Here is a 17,748-nt window from a genome sequence, read left to right on the forward strand (position 1 = left end):
GTCAACGCTTCCTTAACCAGTTGCGCGCTATGCAGGTCTCCGGAATTCGTGCCGGAGGCTTGCGATGGATACCGGAACCGCCCTGCCCCTGTCGCCGGGGATCGACAGCGACATCGACTGGCTGCGGCTGATCCGGTCGCGGCGCGTGGGTCCGGCGACCTTCCACCGGTTGCTGGCCGAACATGGCAGCGCCCGCGCCGCGCTTCAGGCCCTGCCCGAAATCGCCGCGCTGTCGGGCATGCCCGATTACCGCACCTGCCCCGAGGGCGTCGCCGCCGCCGAACTGGCCGCGGGCCGACGCGCGGGCGCGGTGCCGATCCGCAGCGACGACCCCCGCTATCCGCATCGGCTGAGAGAGATCGACGGCGCGCCCCCCATCCTGTGGGTCAGGGGCGATCCGGCGTGGCTGTCGCATGACGCGATGGCGGTGATCGGCGCGCGCAATGCCAGCTCATTGGGGCTGCGGATGGCGCGGGGGATGGCCGCGGGGCTTGGCGAAGGGGGCTTGGGCGTCATCGCGGGGCTGGCACGCGGGATCGACACCGCCGCCCATGACGCGGCCCTGCCGACGGGCACCATCGCAGTGATGGCGGGCGGCGTCGACGTGATCTATCCCCCCGAGAACGCGGCCCTTGCCGCACGGATCGCGGAATGCGGCGCGCTGGTCTCCGAACAGCCGCCGGGAACCGAGCCTCAGGCACGCCATTTCCCGACGCGCAACCGCATCGTGTCGGGGCTGTCGCGCGGCGTCGTCGTGATCGAGGCCGCCTGCCGCTCGGGCAGCCTGATCACCGCACGCAACGCGCTGGACCAGCATCGCGACGTGATGGCCGTGCCGGGTCATCCGATGGACGCACGCGCATCGGGCTGCAACGAGCTGATCCGCGACGGGGCCACGCTGGTGCGCAGCGCGGCGGACGTGATCGATGCCATCGGGCACCTGCCCCTGCGCCGCGCCCTCGCCCCGCAGCGCCCCGCCCCCCAGCCCCGGGCGCGTCCCGCGCGGCGCGATGCGGGCGGGCCGGTCCACCTGGAAGCACGGATCCTCTCGCGGCTCGGCCCCTCGCCCACCGAGGAGAACGACCTGATCCGCGATCTTGGCGTGCCCGCATCGATGGCCAGCGCCGCGATCCTCGCGCTGGAACTGGAAGGTCGGGTGCAGCGTCTTGCGGGGGGGCGGCTGGCGATCGTCTGACGGGCATTTGCACGGGGCATGCGCAGCTGACCCGTTGACAGCAGGTCGTGCCGGACCCATGTTGCCGCCCCATTGAAGCAGCCCGAGGTTCATATGCCCGTTGTCGTCGTCGAATCCCCGGCCAAGGCCAAGACCATCGAGAAATATCTCGGCGGCGACTTCACCGTGCTGGCCAGCTTCGGCCATGTCCGCGACCTGCCGCCCAAGGATGGCAGCGTCGATCCCGACCACGATTTCGACATGAAATGGGAGGTCGCTTCCGACAGCAAGAAGCACCTCAAGGCGATCAAGGACGCGCTGAAGGACGATCCGAACCTGATCCTTGCCACCGACCCCGACCGAGAGGGCGAGGCGATCAGCTGGCACCTGCTGGAAGCGCTGCAATCCTCGCTGAAGAAGACCAGCGAGGTCAGCCGCGTCACCTTCAACGCCATCACCAAGCCCGCCGTCACCGAGGCGATGAAGCAGCCCCGCCAGATCGACCAGTCGCTGGTCGATGCCTACCTGGCGCGGCGCGCGCTGGATTACCTGGTGGGTTTCAAGCTGTCGCCGGTCCTGTGGCGCAAGCTGCCGGGCGCGAAGTCGGCGGGTCGCGTCCAGTCCGTCTGCCTGCGCCTGATCGTCGACCGGGAAATGGAGATCGAGGCCTTCAAGCCCCGCGAATACTGGTCGGTCCATGCCCGACTGGCCACGCCCGGCGGCGACGAATACGACGCCACGCTGACCTCGCTGGCCGGGGCCAAGCTGGACCGCTATGACCTTGCCGATGCCGAAAAGGCCGCGATGGCCGTCAGCGCGGTGTCCAGCCGCGATCTGAAGGTGACGGGCGTCACCGCCAAGCCCGCCAGCCGCAATCCGTGGCCGCCCTTCATGACCTCGACCCTTCAGCAGGAGGCCAGCCGCAAGATGGGCATGGGCGCCAAGGCCTGCATGTCGGCGGCGCAGCGCCTCTACGAGGCCGGGCTGATCACCTATATGCGGACCGACGGCATCGACATGGCCCCCGAGGCCGTCCATGCCGCCCGCGACGCGATCAAGGCGAAGTTCGGGGAAAACTATGTCCCGAAAAGCCCGCGCATGTACAAGAACAAGGCCAAGAACGCGCAGGAAGCCCACGAGTGCATCCGCCCGACCGACATGATGCTGTCGCCCGACAAGCTGAAGGTCACGGCCGAGGATCAGCGCCGCCTGTACGACCTGATCTGGAAGCGCACCATCGCCAGCCAGATGGAAGCCGCCCGGATGGAGCGCACGACCGTCGAGATCGCCAGCCCCGACAACCAGGTCGGCCTGCGCGCGACCGGCCAGGTGATGCTGTTCGACGGCTTCCTGCGCGTCTACGACCAGGGCCGCGACGATGACGATGCCGAGGACAGCGCCCGCCTGCCCGCGATCACCGAGGGCGAGGCCGCGAAGCTGGTCGCCAAGGCGTTCGAGCCGGAACTGGCCAAGGCCCGCGACAAGGGCGGCGACCTGCCCGATGCGCCCGCGACCCAGCTGGCCGCGCCCGGCATGCTGGCCGATCAGGCCGCATCCACCGCAGGCCGTCAGCACTTCACCCAGCCGCCCCCGCGCTACACGGAAGCCACGCTGGTCAAGCGGATGGAGGAACTGGGCATCGGCCGTCCCTCGACCTATGCCAGCATCGTCACGACGATCCAGGACCGCGACTATGTCCGCAAGGACAAGAACCGCCTGATCCCCGAGGACAAGGGCCGTCTGGTGACGACCTTCCTGGTGAAATACTTCCCGCGCTATGTCAGCTACGATTTCACCGCCGATCTGGAAAACGAGCTGGACGAGATCAGCGCCGGCGACCTGATGTGGCGCGAGGTTCTGGGCCGGTTCTGGCGCGACTTCTCGAAGGCGCTGGAGGGCACGTCCGAACTGCGCATCACCGAGGTGCTGGACGCGATCGACGATGCGCTGGCGCCGCATCTCTATCCGCCGCGCGCCGATGGGGGCGATCCGCGCGAATGCCCGCTGTGCCATCAGGGCCGGTTGAACCTGAAGACCGCGCGGTCGGGCGGGGCCTTCATCGGCTGCACCAACTATCCCGAATGCCGCTATACCCGCCCGCTGTCCGCGCCGGACGGCGAAGAGGCCGTGGGCGACCGCGTGCTGGGCCATGACGCGGGCGACGAGATCAGCCTGCGCTCGGGGCGCTTCGGCCCCTATGTCCAGCGCGGCGAGGCGACCGAGGAACAGCCCAAGCCCCCGCGCGCATCCGTGCCCAAGGGCTGGAACCCCGCCGAGATGGACCTGGACCGCGCCGTCCAGCTTCTGTCCCTGCCCCGCCCCGTCGGCCCGCATCCCGATGACGGCGTCCTGATCGAGGCCGGGATCGGCCGCTACGGCCCCTATGTGAAGCACGGCTCGAAATACGCGAACCTGCCCGATGTGGACGAGGTCTTCATCGTCGGCATGAACCGCGCGGTCGAGGTTCTGGCCCAGAAGCAGACGCGCGGGCGCACTGCCGCAGCACCGCTCAAGGAGCTGGGCGAGCATCCCGATGGCGGGCCGATCCAGGTAATGAACGGGCGCTATGGTCCCTATGTCAAATGGGCCAAGATCAACGCGACCCTGCCGCGCGATGTGGAACCCGCCGACCTGACGCAGGAACAGGCGCTGGAGCTGATCGCCGCCAAGGCCGCCAAATCGCCCAAGAAGGCCGCCGCGAAGAAGCCTGCCGCCAAGAAGCCCGCCGCGAAGAAGACGGCGGCGAAGAAACCGGCAGCCAAGAAGACGGCCACCAAGAAGACCGAACCGAAATCCGAGGAATGAGAGACGGGGCCGCGCGGCCCCCTTCGCCTTTCCCGTCGCGATTGACACTGCGTCATGCGCAAGCGACATATTGTGCAGTTGCAGAAATCTTTGGACGGGAGGGCCAATGAAAAAGGTCTATGCAAGCGCGGAGGATGCGCTGGAGGGGGTCCTGCATGACGGGATGCTCATCGCTGCGGGGGGCTTCGGGCTCTGCGGAATTCCGGAAATGCTGATCGACGCGCTGGTGAAGAGCGGCGTGAAGGACCTGACGGTCGCCAGCAACAACTGCGGCGTCGATGGGTTCGGGCTGGGCAAGCTGCTGGAAACGCGCCAGATCCGCAAGATGATGAGCAGCTATGTCGGCGAGAACGCCGAGTTCATGCGCCAATACCTGTCCGGAGAGCTGGAGCTGGAGTTCAACCCGCAGGGCACGCTGGCCGAGCGCATGCGCGCGGCGGGCGCGGGCATTCCGGGTTTCTACACCAAGACCGGCGTCGGCACCGTCATCGCCGAGGGCAAGGAGCACAAGGATTTCGACGGCGAGACCTATATCCTCGAACGCGGGATCTTTGCCGACCTGTCCATCGTGAAGGCGTGGAAGGCCGACGACACCGGCAATCTGGTGTTCCGCAAGACGGCGCGCAACTTCAACCCGCCCGCGGCCATGTGCGGCAAGATCTGCGTGGCCGAGGTCGAGGAGATCGTCCCGCGCGGCAGCCTCGACCCCGACATGATCCACGTGCCCGGCATCTATGTCCACCGCATCATCCAGGGCCAGCACGAGAAGCGCATCGAACAGCGCACCACCCGCAAGAAGGAGACCGCGTGATGCCCTGGGATCGCAATCAGATGGCCGCGCGCGCGGCGGACGAGCTGGAAGACGGCATGTATGTGAACCTCGGCATCGGGATCCCGACGCTGGTGGCGAACTATACCGGCGACAAGGACATCACGCTGCAGTCCGAAAACGGCATGCTGGGCATGGGCCCCTTCCCCTTCGAGGGCGAGGAGGATCCCGACCTGATCAACGCCGGCAAGCAGACCATCACCGAGCTTGACCGCACCAGCTATTTCGACAGCGCGACCAGCTTCGGGATGATCCGCGGCGGCAAGATCGCGGCGGCGATCCTGGGCGCGATGGAGGTGGCCGAGAACGGCGACCTGGCGAACTGGATGATCCCCGGCAAGCTGATCAAGGGCATGGGCGGCGCGATGGACCTGGTCGCGGGCGTCAAGCGCGTGATCGTCGTCATGGACCACACCAACAAGGCAGGCGAATCCAAGCTGTTGCGCGAATGCACCCTGCCGCTGACCGGCAAGGGCGTGGTGAACCGCATCATCACCAACCTGGGCGTTCTGGACGTGGTCGAGGGCGGCCTGAAGATCGTCGAGCTGGCCGATGGCGTCACCGAGGAAGAACTGCGCGCCGCGACCGAGGCCACCATCGTCGACTGACGACCGACACCCACCACTGTCGAGGCGGGGCACGACGCCCTGCCCCGGCATTTCCATTTCCGGGAACGAACATGACAGCGGATCAGATCGCGGCCCTTTTCACCCGCGCCGACGGAACCTATCGCTGCGCCAGATGGGGACGCCCCGTGGCCCCCGTTGCCTTCGGCCTGGCCGACGAGACGCTGGACATCCTGCGCGGCGCGCTGAAGGCGGGCTTTGCCCATGCGGGGCATCCGGTGGTCGATACCGATCCCGAAAGCGGCTCGAACCTGATGCTGTTCTTCGCGCGCGGATGGGACGACCTTGCGGGCGTGCCCGATCTGGACCGGCTGACGGGGCAACCCGACCTGCCTGCGCGCCTCGCGTCCGAAGGCGCTGCCAGCTACCGCATTTTCCGTTTCGACGAGGCCGGGGCGATCCGCGCCTGTTTCGCCTTCTTCGACATGAGCGGACCCCTGGCCGATGCGCATCCCGGAGCGCTGGCCGAGAAGATCGCGATGGAATCCATGCTGACCTTCGCGCAGGAAATCCAGCCCGATGCGCAAAAGGCCGCGCTGATCCGCGCGGCCTATGATCCGGTGATGCCTGCGGTCGCGGACGATCCCTCGCACGCGCTGCGGCTGATGGCGCGGATGGCCTAGGGGGTCAGACCCTCTGGGTCGGGCAGGCCGTTCGCGCGGGCGGTGGCGGTCAGCGTGTTGGCCAGCAGGCAGGCGATCGTCATCGGCCCCACCCCGCCCGGCACCGGCGTGATCGCACCCGCCACCTGGGACGCGGCGGCGAAATCGACATCGCCCACCAGACCGTCATCGGTGCGGTTGATACCCACGTCGATCACCGTCGCGCCCGGCTTGATCCAGTCGCCCTGCACGAAGTTCGGACGCCCCACCGCCGCCACGACGATATCGGCGGCGCGAACCACCGCGGGCAGATCCGCGGTGCGCGAATGGGCGATGGTCACGGTCGCGCTGTCGCGCAGCAGCAGCTGCGCCATCGGCTTGCCCACGATGTTGCTGCGTCCGATCACCACGGCATTCTTGCCCGACAGGCTGCCCAGCTGCTCGCGCAGCATCATCAGGCAGCCAAGCGGCGTGCAGGGCACCATCGCCTTCTGGCCGGTCGCAAGGCGCCCCACGTTCAGGATGTGGAACCCGTCCACGTCCTTCTCGGCGGCGATAGCGTTGATCACCAGCGCCTCATCCAGATGGGCGGGCAGCGGCAGCTGGACCAGGATCCCGTTGACCGCGGGATCGGCATTCAGCTGCGCGATCAGGTCCAGCAGCGTCTTCTGGTCCGTCTCGGCGGGCAGGCGATGCTCGAACGAGTTCATGCCCACCTCGACCGTCTGACGGTGCTTCGAGCGGACATACACCTGGCTGGCCGGATCCTCGCCCACCAGCACGACCGCAAGGCCGGGGGTGATGCCGCGATCGGCCATCGCGGCGACCTCGGTGGTGATGCGGGCGCGAAGGCCGGCCGCAAAGGCCTTGCCGTCGATGATCTGGGCAGTCATGGGCGATCCTTGTTCAGCTGACGATCCTCCTGGGCGATCGCAGCCTCGATCAGCTGCCGCCACAGGGCCTCGTAGAAATCCGGGTCCAATCCCGCGGCGTCCGCGTTGCGCCGGGCGTTCATCGCCACCTCCTCGACGCGGTCGTCGATACGGGCGGGCAAGCCGTTGCCGCGCTTGATCTGCGCGGCGCGGTCGATCAGCGCGTGACGGTGGGCGAAAAGCGCCATGAGCTGCCGGTCGACATCGTCGATCCGGGCGCGCAGCGCGGGCATGTCGGGGATATCGTGGATCTCGGTCATGGCATGGGTGTCTTGCACCCATGCGCGCCGGATCGCAAGCCTCAGGCGGTGATGCCCGCCTGAAGATGCGTCGTCAGCTTGTGCAGCAGTTCCTGCATGGCCAGCTTCTCGTCGTTCGAGATGCGCGCGGCATTGACCAGGCAGCCCTCGATGCGGCTTTCCTCGGTCTCGAGCTTGCGGCCCTCCTCGGTCAGGCTGATGATCACGCGGCGCTCGTCCTTGGTGTCGCGGCGGCGCCGGACCAGGCCCGCATTCTCCAGGCGCTTCAGAAGCGGCGTCAGCGTGCTGCTGTCGAGCCCCAGATGCGCGCCGATCTCGCCCACCGCCAGGTCGCCTTCGCGCCACAGCGTCATCAGGACCAGGTACTGGGGATAGGTCACCCCAAGCGGGTCCAGAAGCGGCTTGTAGATGCGCCCGAACGCCAGGTTCAGCGCATAGACATCGAAGCAGAGCATTTCAGCCATGGGAGAATGATCGATCTTGGACATGACGGAACACCAACTTTGAGGGATCGGGCTTTCGTATGACCTAAAGGATATGTCTCGCGAAAATTAACCTCAAGGTGAAAACGAACCGCTCGGTTTGATTGACTGCTTGATCAAGGAATAAGCGTCGTTTTCAACGCTTAGGACGCGCAATGGTAAACACATGCGAATATTGCAATAAATTGTATGAAGACATTTTTCGCGCGATGATTGTGGGCACACTTCATAGACAAAACTAATCTTTGCTAACCGCATGAAGTTGCATATGTGCAACGCAATTCGCGACCCGGTCGAGTGACGCTGCAGCATGCCACACCGACCATTCTTCGCGATACGCATAAAAAAACCCCGGTCTGCGCCGGGGTTTCTGGTTCTTCGGAAATCACGCCGGGGCAGGATCCCCGCCGGGTGAGGGCTTCCCTGCCTTCGGGATCGACGTGACCGAGGGGATCACGCTGGACGACGAATCATCGTCGTCACCGTCCAGAGAGTCGCCGCGGATGATCTTGCCGATCTCTTCGCCCGTCAGGGTCTCGTATTCCAGCAGCCCCTTCGCCAGGCGCTCGAACTCTTCGGACTTGTCGATCAGGATCTGGCGCGCCTCCTGGTAACCGGTCTCGATCAGGTCGCGGACCTCCTGCTCGATCAGTTCCTTGGTCGAGGCCGAGACCGAGAAGCCGCCGGTATTGCCGGAATAGCCCTCATGCGCCTCGGCATAGTCCACGGCGCCGACCCTGTCGGACATGCCCCATCGCATGACCATCGCGCGGGCAAGCTGGCTGGCCTGCTGGATATCGCCCGCAGGACCGTTCGACACGCCTTCCTCGCCATACTTGATGATCTCGGCGGCCTTGCCGGCCATGGTCATCGTGATCTTCTGCTTGGCCTCGTCCTTGTGGAAGTTCAGACGGTCCATCTCCGGCAGGCTGACGACCATGCCCAGGGCGCCGCCGCGCGGGATGATCGTCGCCTTGTAGACCGGATCACATTTCGGCAGCGACAGCCCGACGATGGCGTGACCGGCCTCGTGATAGGCGGTCTTTTCCTTCTGCTCGGGGGTCAGGACCAGGCTGCGGCGTTCGACGCCCAGCATGACCTTGTCCTTCGCATTCTCGAAATCGGCCATGCTGACGAAGCGGCGCCCGATCCGCGCGGCGGTCAGCGCGGCCTCGTTGACCAGGTTCATCAGGTCGGCCCCCGAGAAGCCGGGCGTGCCGCGCGCGATCAGGCGCAGGTCGACATCGGGGCCGACCGGAACCTTGCGGGCATGGACCGACAGGATCTTCTCGCGGCCCTTGATATCGGGATTTGGCACGTGGATCTGGCGATCGAAGCGGCCCGGGCGCAGCAGCGCGGGGTCCAGCACGTCCTTGCGGTTGGTGGCCGCAACGATGATGATGCCCTCGTTCGCCTCGAAGCCGTCCATCTCGACCAGAAGCTGGTTCAGCGTCTGTTCGCGTTCGTCATTGCCGCCGCCGATGCCGACGCCACGCGCACGGCCCACGGCGTCGATCTCGTCGATGAAGACGATGCAGGGGGCGGATTTCTTGGCCTGCTCGAACATGTCGCGCACGCGGCTTGCGCCGACGCCCACGAACATCTCGACGAAGTCCGAACCCGAGATGGTGAAGAACGGAACCCCGGCCTCGCCCGCGATGGCGCGTGCCAGCAGCGTCTTGCCGGTGCCCGGAGGGCCGACCAGCAGTGCGCCCTTCGGGATCTTGCCGCCCAGGCGGCTGAACTTCTGCGGGTTGCGCAGGAATTCGACGATCTCTTCCAGCTCTTCCTTGGCCTCGTCGATGCCCGCGACATCGTCGAAGGTGACGCGGCCATGCTTCTCGGTCAGCAGCTTGGCGCGCGACTTGCCGAAGCCCATCGCGCCGCCCTTGCCGCCGCCCTGCATGCGATTCATGAAGAAGATCCACACGCCGATCAGCAGGATGAAGGGCAGCCACACGCCCAGCAGCGACATGAAGCCCGAGCTTTGCTGCTTGACCACCCGCACGTCGATGTCGCGCGCGATCAGCCGGTCCGAGATTTCTTCGCCCATCGGGCGGACGGTCGCGTATTGCTGACCGTCGGCTCCGGCGAAGGTCAGATCCTCGCCGTCGATGGTCACGGTGCTGACCTGATCGTTCTCGACCCTCTGGATGAAGTCGGAATAGCTGATCTGGCGGCTGTTCATGTTGCCCGGTCCGTCGCTGAACAGGTTGAACAGCGCCAGGATCATCAGGAACAGGACCACCCAGAAGGCGAGGTTGCGAGCGTTGCCCAAATCGGGTTCCTCCGGCGGAAAAGCGGTTTGCCCTGAAAATAGGGATTATCGGCGAAGGTTCAATGCGCCTTCACAAGACTGCGGAAATCTGCCGCGCCCCGAAGCGGGCGCAGGGTCAGGCCGGGATGCGGGCGCAGCAGCGGCGCGGCGACCAGCCGCCCGCCCTGCCACAGCGCCGGAGAGGCTGCCGCCTCGTCCCGCAACAGCCCGCTGCCGCGCCAGTCGCGCCCCTCGAGGCCCGCGGGCCCAAGTGCCGCGACGTGATGCCCCTCGGGCAGGCCCTCGATCCGCCAGCGACGGTCCCAGACCGCCCCGGTCGAGGGCATGGCACGCAGCGCGGCCGCCGCCTCTCGGGTGATGCGGATGCGGTCCCCATGCGTCGGGCTGATCAGGCATCCGTCCAGCGTCACGCGCGATTGCGACCTCAGCGCCTCGAGCGCGTGCAGCAGCGTGGCGCGGCGCGGCGGGTAATCGGCGCCCGTCACCCAACGGCAGGCCGCGATGACCAGCCTGCGCCGGATATCGGCGGCACTGTCGCGCAGGACGTGGCGCGGCAGGGTCACGCTGCCCCGGTCGAACTCCGCGCCCTCGGCCAGCAGCGAGGCGTAATCCGACAAGGCCGAGCGTGCCTCGGCGATGTGGCGGGCCGAGCGGGCCAGCCCCGCGACATCCAGCCCCAGTGTCGCGATCGCGCGGCGGGTGCGGACGCGTTCGTAATCGGTGTTCTCGTTCGTCGGATCGTCGATCCAGTCGGCCCCCTGCAGGCGCAGCCAGTCGCGGGTCTCGGCCCTGCCGACGCCCAGCATGGGCCGCAGCCAGCGCATCCCGAAGGCGTCGCGCCATTCGGCCATCGCGGCCAGCCCGTCGATGCCGGACCCGCGTGCCAGCCGCATCAGCAGCGTCTCGGCCAGATCGTCGGCGGTATGCCCCAGTGCCACGACCGGCAGCCCGTTGCGGCGCGCCCAGGCCGACAGCAGCCGCAACCGCGCATCGCGGGCCTGCGCCATGAGGTTGCCCAGCTCGGTCTCTCGTTGCCATTGAAGGATCGCGTGGGGCAGGCCCAGGGCGCGGGCCATGCGGGCGGTCCGCTCGGCTTCGGCGGCGCTGTCGGGGCGCAGGCCGTGATCGACCGTCGCCACCATCAGCTTGCGGCCCCCCGCCCATTCGGCGGCGACCCGCATCAGCGTCACGCTGTCGCCCCCGCCCGAGACGGCCAGCCCCAGGGCGGGGCGATCCCCAGCCAGCCGGTCCAGCGCCGCACGGATGCGGGCGGCGACGTCACTCATGCACGGCCAGGTCCGCTGCGGCCTCGGGGTCCAGCGAGGGATCGAGAAGCGGGTCCAGCGCGCCCAGATCGGCGGTGCCGCAGCCCAGCCGTTCCGCGCTGGCGACCGCGGTGGCGCTTTCGGGCGATCCGGGGAAACGGGCCGGGATCTCGGCCAGGTACAGGCAGGACGCGGTGCGGTCGCCCTCGGCCTCGATCATGCGGGCGATGCCCAGCAGACTGGCGCCCGCACGCGATCCGTCGGGATCGGCGGCAAACCCCTCGAGCCACGCGGCAGCCGCATCGCGGGGCTGGCCCGCCAGCTCCAGCGCCTGCCCGCGACGGAACAGTGCCTCGGCGGTCAGGGGGCCGCCCGCGTGGTTTTCGGCGACCGCGCCGAACATCTCGGCGGCGCGCAGGTGATCGCCTTCGGTCAGCGCGGCCTCGGCGGCGTCGAAATCGCTGCGCTCGGCCTCGGTCGAGGCGGGTGCCTGCGAGGGACGCTCGGCCGGGTCGGCGGGCAGCAGTTCGGGCGCAAGACCGCCCGCGCCCCCCTGCATGGTCAGCCTGGACAGATCGCAGCCCTGCTCCATCTCGCACAGGCGGAATTCCATGTCGGACAGGCGGCGTTCATTGTCCGCCGCGATGCGTCCGACGCGGTTCTGCAACTGCTCGGCCTGGTTCGTCAGGCGGCGCAGCTGCGCCTCCATCGCGTTCATCCGGTCGATGGCCGAGGCCCCGCCCGCGGCGCGGATGCCCGCAGCGCCCGACGCGACCAGTTCCGCCCGAAGCGAGGTCAGGTTGCCCTGCAATTGCGTCAGTTCGGCCCGCAGATCGGCCAGCGTGGCAGGGTCCGGCGCGGTCTGCGCCAGCGCGGGTGCGCCAAGCGCAAGGAACAGGGTCAGCGCGGCCTTGCGGATCATGCGCCGGGGCCTGCTTCGCTGACCACGGTGACGGCGCGACGGTTGCGCGACCAGCAGCTTTCGTCCGAGCAGGTCTCGGCGGGGCGTTCCTTGCCGAAGGACAGCGTGCGGATGCGACCGGGCGACACGCCCTCGGCCACCAGGTATTCCTGCACCGCGCTGGCACGCCGCGCCCCAAGCGCAAGGTTGTATTCGCGCGTGCCGGTTTCCTCGGCATGGCCCTGGATCACCGCCTGGAAGGACCCGTGGCTGTTCAGCCACTGCGCCTGACGCGCCAAGATCGCGCGGGCATCGGCGTCCAGCGTCGTCTGATCGGCCGCGAACAGCACCGTGTCGCCCACCTGCGACCTGAAATGCTCGGGCGTGGCCTCGCTTCCCAGGTTGCCGCCGGCGACATTGCCCTGGAAGACCGCCCCTCCGCCGGTATTGGCATAGGGGTCCACCACCGGCGCCGCGGGCGGCGGTGCGGGCTGGGCGCAGGCGGCAAGACCCAGAAGGGCCATCAGCAGGGCGGGCTTCGTCGCGGCGTTGATCATCTGGTCCTCATTGCATCAGGGGACCCCAGGACGGGTCCGAGGCGGCGAAATCGAGGTTCATGGGACGCATGTTGCGCCCCGTGATGTCCACGGAATGCAGGCGCGGCTGGCCATTCCCGCCGGGCGTCACCCGCGTGAACATGACGACGCGCCCATTGGGGGCCCAGGTCGGACCCTCGTCAAGGAAGGATTCGGTCAGCATCTTCTCGCCCGACCCATCGGTGCGCATGACGCCGATATGGAAGCGGTCGCCGACCTGCTTGGTGAAGGCGATCATGTCGCCCTTGGGCGACCAGGCGGGGCTGCCATAGCGCCCGTCGCCGAAGCTGATGCGCACAGGCTCTCCGCCATCGACGCCCATGATGTACAGCTGCGGGCTGCCGGAACGGTCGCTCTCGAAGACGATGCGCTGGCCGTCGGGGCTGAAGCTGGGCGAGGTCTCGATCGAGGGGGCGTTCGTCAGCGGACGGCCCGCGCCCGTATTGGGCTCCATCAGCCAGATGTCGGTATTGCCGCCCTGTTCGCGGCTGTAGACGATCGACTGCCCCTTGGGCCCGAAGCTGGGCGAGAAGGACATCGCCTGCCCATCCTGCGTCAGCGCGCGCGAGGTCACCGTCGCCACGTCCAGCAGGCGGATCTGCGGGAAGCCGCTGTCATAGCTGGTATAGAGGATCTTCGTCCCGTCGGGCGAGAAACGCGGCGCCAGCACCAGCGAGGCACCGTTCGTCATCCACAGCGTGTTCTTGCCGTCGTAATCCATCACGCCGATCCGCTTGATGCGGGCGTTCTTGGGGCCGGTTTCCTGCACGAAGGCGACGCGGCTGTCGAAATAGGGCCGCTCGCCGGTCAGGCGGGCATAGACCTGGTCCGCGATCTTGTGGGCGGCGCGGCGCCAGTCGCCGGCGCGGGCGTCGAACTGCATCCCGTCGCCCTGCGGCTGGCCCGACACGACGTTGAACAGCCGGAACCGGACCGAGATGTTCTCGCCCATCTGGCGGACCTCGGCGGTCACCAGCGCCTCGGCATCGACCGCGCGCCAGTCCTCGTAGCTGACCGGCTCGGCAAAGCTTCCGGGCCGTGCGACCTGGGCCTCGGCCGGGATCTCCGAGAACAGGCCCGTTCCGGTCAGGTCCTCGGCCACGACCTGGCGGACCTTGGCGGCGATCTCCTCGTCGCCGTGGAAGGCGGGGATCGCGATGCTCATGGGTTCGATCACGCCATCGGTGATCTCGATGCGCAGGGGTTCGTCCTGCGCATGGGCGGGTGCCACGGGGGCCATCACCGCGGCCGAGGCTGCGGTCAGGAAGGTCGAGGCAAGGATCAGACGGCGGAACATGGAATCCTCATTACCTTGGGACGGCGAAAAGCAAAAGATCTCGGTGCATTGTCGGAGGGGGCATTGTCGGAAGGGGCATCGTCAGAACTCGACCCCGCCGGGGCGGAAATCCACCACCACATCGCGCCAGCGCCCGTATTTCGACATGGGCAGGTCATAGCCCGCGCGCCCGCAGTCGATGATCGCGTTGGCCGCGACCTCGAATGCCTGCTGCGCGGCACCCTCGGACCCGCCGCGATAGCCCGCAAGCCGCAGGCTGCCGGGTTCCGGTATGCCCTCGGGCGACAGGCGCACCCCGACCGAGACGGTCATCCGCGATGCCTCGACCGACAGCCGCCCCTCGTTCCAGCAGCGGTTGATCGCCATGCGAAGGCCGTCGCGTTCGGACAGGGACAGCGGATCGCCAAGCGGCAGCGAACCCTGCTGCGACGGGTCGGGCAGCGTCGAGGGACGGATGTCGCCGGGGATCAGCTGGTTCGGCGCGGGATCCAGCGGGGCCGGATCCTCGGTCCCCGAGCCTGCGGACATGGCACCGGCCAGCGCCGCGGCCAGCGGGTCCATCTCGGCCGAGGCACCGCTGCCGCCCTCGATGCTCTGGCTGTCGCCGAAGCTGTCCGCGCCCGAGGCGGTGTCGGTGCCATCGGCGCCCCCGCCCGCGCCCTGCGCCTCGCGCAGCGCATCCTCGAGCGCCTGCCGGTCGGCCTCGGCAGCCTCCGCAGCACGGCGTTCCTCTTCGGCACGACGCTCGGCCTCGGCGGCCTCCGCGGCACGGCGTTCCTCTTCGGCGCGGCGCTCGGCCTCGGCAGCCTCCGCAGCACGGCGTTCCTCTTCGGCGCGGCGCTCGGCCTCGGCAGCCTCCGCGGCGCGGCGTTCCTCTTCGGCGCGACGCTCGGCCTCGGCAGCTTCCGCAGCGCGGCGTTCCTCTTCGGCGCGGCGCTCGGCCTCGGCAGCCTCCGCAGCGCGGCGTTCCTCTTCGGCACGGCGCTCGGCCTCGGCAGCCTCCGCAGCGCGGCGTTCCTCTTCGGCGCGACGCTCGGCCTCGGCAGCTTCCGCAGCGCGACGTTCCTCTTCGACGCGACGCTCGGCCTCGGCAGCCTCCGCAGCGCGGCGTTCTTCTTCGGCGCGGCGCTCGGCCTCGGCAGCCTCCGCAGCGCGGCGTTCTTCTTCGGCGCGGCGCTCGGCCTCGGCAGCTTCGGCTGCACGGCGTTCCTCTTCGGCCTGCTGGCGCGCCTCGGCGGCGGCGGCGGCTTCGGCACGCTCTGCGGCCTCGGCCTCTCGGGCCGCTGCGGCCTCTGCCTCGGCTTCGGCAATGGCTTGCGCCTCGGCGCGGGCTTGTTCCTCGGCCTCGGCTGCCCGTGCCGCCTGCTGGCGCACGGCTTCCTGACGCGCGGCCTCGGCCGCTTCCGCCTGGCGCCGGCGATAGGCTTCGACCAGGCCGTCAGGGCGCGACTGCGGGTTGCGCGAACGCTCCAGCGCCAACGCGGATCGCGGCGCGACGGGTTCGGCGGCCTGGTCCGGCACGGGGGCGGCGGGCGGCGCGGCGGTGCCCGCAGCCTGCGGGGCATCGGGCGCGGCAGGCAGATCCGGCAGCGCCTCGGGGGCGGCAGGGGTCGCGGTCGCGGGCAGATCGGTCGCCACCTCGACCTGATCGCGCGCGGCGAAATCGCTCAGGTCGGGCGCGGGCTCGGATGCATCGGGCGCCGAGAGTTCAGCCGCATCGGCGGGCGCGGGCGGCGCCGCGGGGGCCGGTCGCTCGGCCTCGGCCTCGGCATCCGAGGGGGCGGTCATCTGGTCGATATCGGTCGCATTGGCGCCCACGGGGCCCGATCCGCGCGCGGCGGCGGCCAGGGCCTCGAACTCGGCCCCGCTGATCGTCGAGACCTGCGTGCTGCGCGTCCCCGGCCCCGGCTGGGGGCGGAACAGCGCACCGCCAAGGATCAGCGCCACCAGCAGCGCGCCATGCACCCCGCCCGAGACCCACCAGCCGATCCTCTCGTCGCGATCCGCCATCGTCAGCCGTCCATCCGGGGGCCGCCGGTCTCGGTGACCAGGACGATGTCGGTGATGCCGGCGGCGTTCAGCGCGCCCATGATCTGCACCACGCGGGAATAGGGAATGCCGCCATCGGCCCGCAGGTAGACGCGTGCCGATTCGCGTGTCTCCAGCACCTCGCGCAGGGCGGGAACCAGGCCATCATCGCCGACGGCGCGGTCCATCACGCTCATCTGCCCCTCGGCGGGGATCGAGATGACCAGAGGTTCCTCCTGCTCGGTCGGGACGGCGTTCGCGGCGGTCTCGGGCAGGTCCAGCGGCACGCCCGCCGTCATCAGCGGCGCGGCGACCATGAAGATCACCAGAAGCACCAGCATGACGTCCACGAAGGGCGTCACGTTGATCTCGGACATGGGCAGGTTGCGCCTGCGTCCCTTGCTGCGAACCCGCTTGACCATCTGACCGGCCATGGATCACACCTCGTCCATCTGGCGCGACAGAAGGGTCGAGAACTCGTCCGAGAACTGTTCCCAGTTGCCGGTGATGCGTTCCGCGTCGCCCGACAGCTTGTTGTAGAAGACGACGGCGGGAATGGCCGCTACAAGACCCAGGGCGGTCGCCAGAAGCGCCTCGGCGATGCCGGGGGCCACGACGGCAAGGCTGGTGTCCTGCGACAGGGCGATCCCCTCGAACGCGGTCTTGATGCCCCAGACCGTCCCGAACAGGCCGATGAACGGCGCGGTGGAACCGACGGTCGCAAGGAAGGACAGCCCGCGGAACAGGCGGTTCTCCTCGCGGTGGATGGCGACGTTCATGGCGCGGTCGATCCGGGCGATGCCGCCGGGGATCAGGCGTCCGTCGTCGCGGTGGCTGCGGCGCCATTCGGTCATGCCGGCGGCGAATATCCGTTCCGAGGCGCCGCGCGGGCGGTCGCCCAGCTGGTCGTACAGGTCGTCCAACGGCTCGCCCGACCAGAACGAGCGGTCGAATTTCGACGCCTCGCGGCGGGCGCGGGCGAAGGCCAGGAACTTCTGGATGATGATGGCCCATGCCCAGACGGATGCGACGATCAGCACGATCATCACCACCTGCACGGTCAGGGATGCGCGCATGAACAGCGCCACGACCGAAAAATCGATGGCCTCGGCGGCCTGAATGGGTTCCATAGTCACTGCCTCATCGTCAGGGACCGGGCGGCGCGGATGCGGCCCGGTGTCGCGCGGTTTCTAGCGCGTTCCTAGGGCAGGTTTCATCCCCCGCCGCAACACAATGGCGTCACCCGCCGCGCGATCCGCCCGCGATGTGCCGCTTTTGCCTCAGCCCCCCAGCCGCGCGAGCAGCGTCGCGGGCAGCCGGGCCGGACGGCCGTCGGCGTTCAGGCAGGCGATGACGACGCGGGCGCGGAACAGGACCTGCCCGTCGCGGATCACCTGCTGATCGACGGCGATGCGCGCAGGCGAATGTTCCGCCAGTTCGGTGCGCACCGTCAACAGGTCGTCGAAGATCGCGGGGCGCAGGTAATCGGCCTCGACCCGGCGCACGGCGAAGACGAGGCCGTCCCGCTTCAGCGCCAGCTGGTCGATGCCAAGGTCGCGCAGCCATTCGCTGCGCCCCCTTTCGATGAATTTCAGATAGTTGGCATAGTAGACGATACCGGCAAGGTCGGTATCCTCGTAATAGACGCGGATGCTCAGGTCATGTGCCATGGG

The 17,748-nt window shown here is 68.5% G+C and carries 17 protein-coding genes; 5 read left to right on the forward strand and 12 right to left on the reverse strand.

Translation table 11 applies throughout. The annotated features are described in order from the left end of the window. Positions 1–64 precede the first annotated feature (64 nt). From dprA to F804_RS0110615, 5 genes are all read left to right on the forward strand, one after another. A complete protein-coding gene (gene dprA / locus F804_RS0110595) occupies positions 65–1,195 on the forward strand; it encodes a DNA-processing protein DprA (protein WP_022707723.1) in 1,131 nt (376 codons plus the stop codon). Positions 1,196–1,288: 93 nt separating this feature from the next. Beyond that, a complete protein-coding gene (topA, locus tag F804_RS0110600) occupies positions 1,289–3,979 on the forward strand; it encodes a type I DNA topoisomerase (protein ID WP_022707724.1) in 2,691 nt (896 codons plus the stop codon). Between the two features lie 106 nt (positions 3,980–4,085). Next, positions 4,086–4,790 (forward strand): CoA transferase subunit A, encoded by a 705-nt coding sequence (locus F804_RS0110605; RefSeq protein WP_022707725.1) that lies wholly within the window; start codon positions 4,086–4,088, stop codon positions 4,788–4,790. After that, the gene (locus F804_RS0110610; RefSeq protein ID WP_022707726.1) at positions 4,790–5,416 is read left to right on the forward strand and encodes a CoA transferase subunit B; all 627 of its coding nucleotides are present in this window, start codon (positions 4,790–4,792) and stop codon (positions 5,414–5,416) included. The genes F804_RS0110605 and F804_RS0110610 overlap by 1 nt, the downstream gene beginning before the upstream one ends. Before the next feature lie 71 nt (positions 5,417–5,487). After that, a complete protein-coding gene (locus F804_RS0110615) occupies positions 5,488–6,057 on the forward strand; it encodes a hypothetical protein (protein WP_022707727.1) in 570 nt (189 codons plus the stop codon). Here the strand turns inward: F804_RS0110615 and folD are convergent. The 12 genes from folD to ybgC form a co-directional block, all read right to left on the reverse strand. Next, positions 6,054–6,929, reverse strand: coding sequence for a bifunctional methylenetetrahydrofolate dehydrogenase/methenyltetrahydrofolate cyclohydrolase FolD (gene folD, locus F804_RS0110620; protein WP_022707728.1), 876 nt, complete (start codon positions 6,927–6,929; stop codon positions 6,054–6,056). The two genes, F804_RS0110615 and folD, sit on opposite strands and share 4 nt — an antisense overlap. Continuing rightward, positions 6,926–7,246, reverse strand: a complete 321-nt coding sequence (locus F804_RS0110625) for a chorismate mutase (protein WP_342662164.1) — start codon at positions 7,244–7,246, stop codon at positions 6,926–6,928. Before F804_RS0110625 ends, folD begins: the two co-directional genes overlap by 4 nt. A 23-nt stretch (positions 7,247–7,269) precedes the next feature. After that, positions 7,270–7,683 carry a MarR family winged helix-turn-helix transcriptional regulator gene (locus F804_RS0110630; protein WP_245540346.1) on the reverse strand — a complete coding sequence of 138 codons (414 nt, stop codon included), beginning with the start codon at positions 7,681–7,683 and terminating at the stop codon, positions 7,270–7,272. A gap of 412 nt (positions 7,684–8,095) precedes the next feature. Continuing rightward, positions 8,096–9,988 (reverse strand): ATP-dependent zinc metalloprotease FtsH, encoded by a 1,893-nt coding sequence (gene ftsH, locus F804_RS0110635; RefSeq protein WP_022707731.1) that lies wholly within the window; start codon positions 9,986–9,988, stop codon positions 8,096–8,098. Between the two features lie 59 nt (positions 9,989–10,047). Next, positions 10,048–11,274 (reverse strand): tRNA lysidine(34) synthetase TilS, encoded by a 1,227-nt coding sequence (gene tilS, locus F804_RS0110640; protein ID WP_022707732.1) that lies wholly within the window; start codon positions 11,272–11,274, stop codon positions 10,048–10,050. Then, positions 11,267–12,175, reverse strand: coding sequence for a tetratricopeptide repeat protein (locus F804_RS0110645; protein ID WP_022707733.1), 909 nt, complete (start codon positions 12,173–12,175; stop codon positions 11,267–11,269). Before F804_RS0110645 ends, tilS begins: the two co-directional genes overlap by 8 nt. Further along, entirely contained in the window at positions 12,172–12,711 is a 540-nt protein-coding gene (gene pal, locus F804_RS0110650) for a peptidoglycan-associated lipoprotein Pal (RefSeq protein WP_022707734.1), read from the reverse strand. Before pal ends, F804_RS0110645 begins: the two co-directional genes overlap by 4 nt. 7 nt (positions 12,712–12,718) lie before the next feature. After that, complete coding sequence (tolB, locus tag F804_RS0110655; RefSeq protein ID WP_022707735.1) at positions 12,719–14,047, reverse strand: Tol-Pal system beta propeller repeat protein TolB; 1,329 nt, start codon at positions 14,045–14,047, stop codon at positions 12,719–12,721. Between the two features lie 81 nt (positions 14,048–14,128). After that, the gene (locus tag F804_RS16255; RefSeq protein ID WP_022707736.1) at positions 14,129–16,057 is read right to left on the reverse strand and encodes a hypothetical protein; all 1,929 of its coding nucleotides are present in this window, start codon (positions 16,055–16,057) and stop codon (positions 14,129–14,131) included. 2 nt (positions 16,058–16,059) lie between these two features. After that, a complete protein-coding gene (locus tag F804_RS0110665; RefSeq protein ID WP_022707737.1) occupies positions 16,060–16,509 on the reverse strand; it encodes an ExbD/TolR family protein in 450 nt (149 codons plus the stop codon). 3 nt (positions 16,510–16,512) lie between these two features. Further along, positions 16,513–17,205 (reverse strand): protein TolQ, encoded by a 693-nt coding sequence (gene tolQ / locus F804_RS0110670; RefSeq protein ID WP_022707738.1) that lies wholly within the window; start codon positions 17,203–17,205, stop codon positions 16,513–16,515. Between the two features lie 150 nt (positions 17,206–17,355). Next, entirely contained in the window at positions 17,356–17,745 is a 390-nt protein-coding gene (ybgC, locus tag F804_RS0110675) for a tol-pal system-associated acyl-CoA thioesterase (RefSeq protein ID WP_022707739.1), read from the reverse strand. Positions 17,746–17,748: the final 3 nt, after the last annotated feature.

The sequence above is a fragment of the Paracoccus zeaxanthinifaciens ATCC 21588 genome (assembly GCF_000420145.1).
Classification (GTDB): Bacteria; Pseudomonadota; Alphaproteobacteria; order Rhodobacterales; family Rhodobacteraceae; genus Paracoccus; species Paracoccus zeaxanthinifaciens.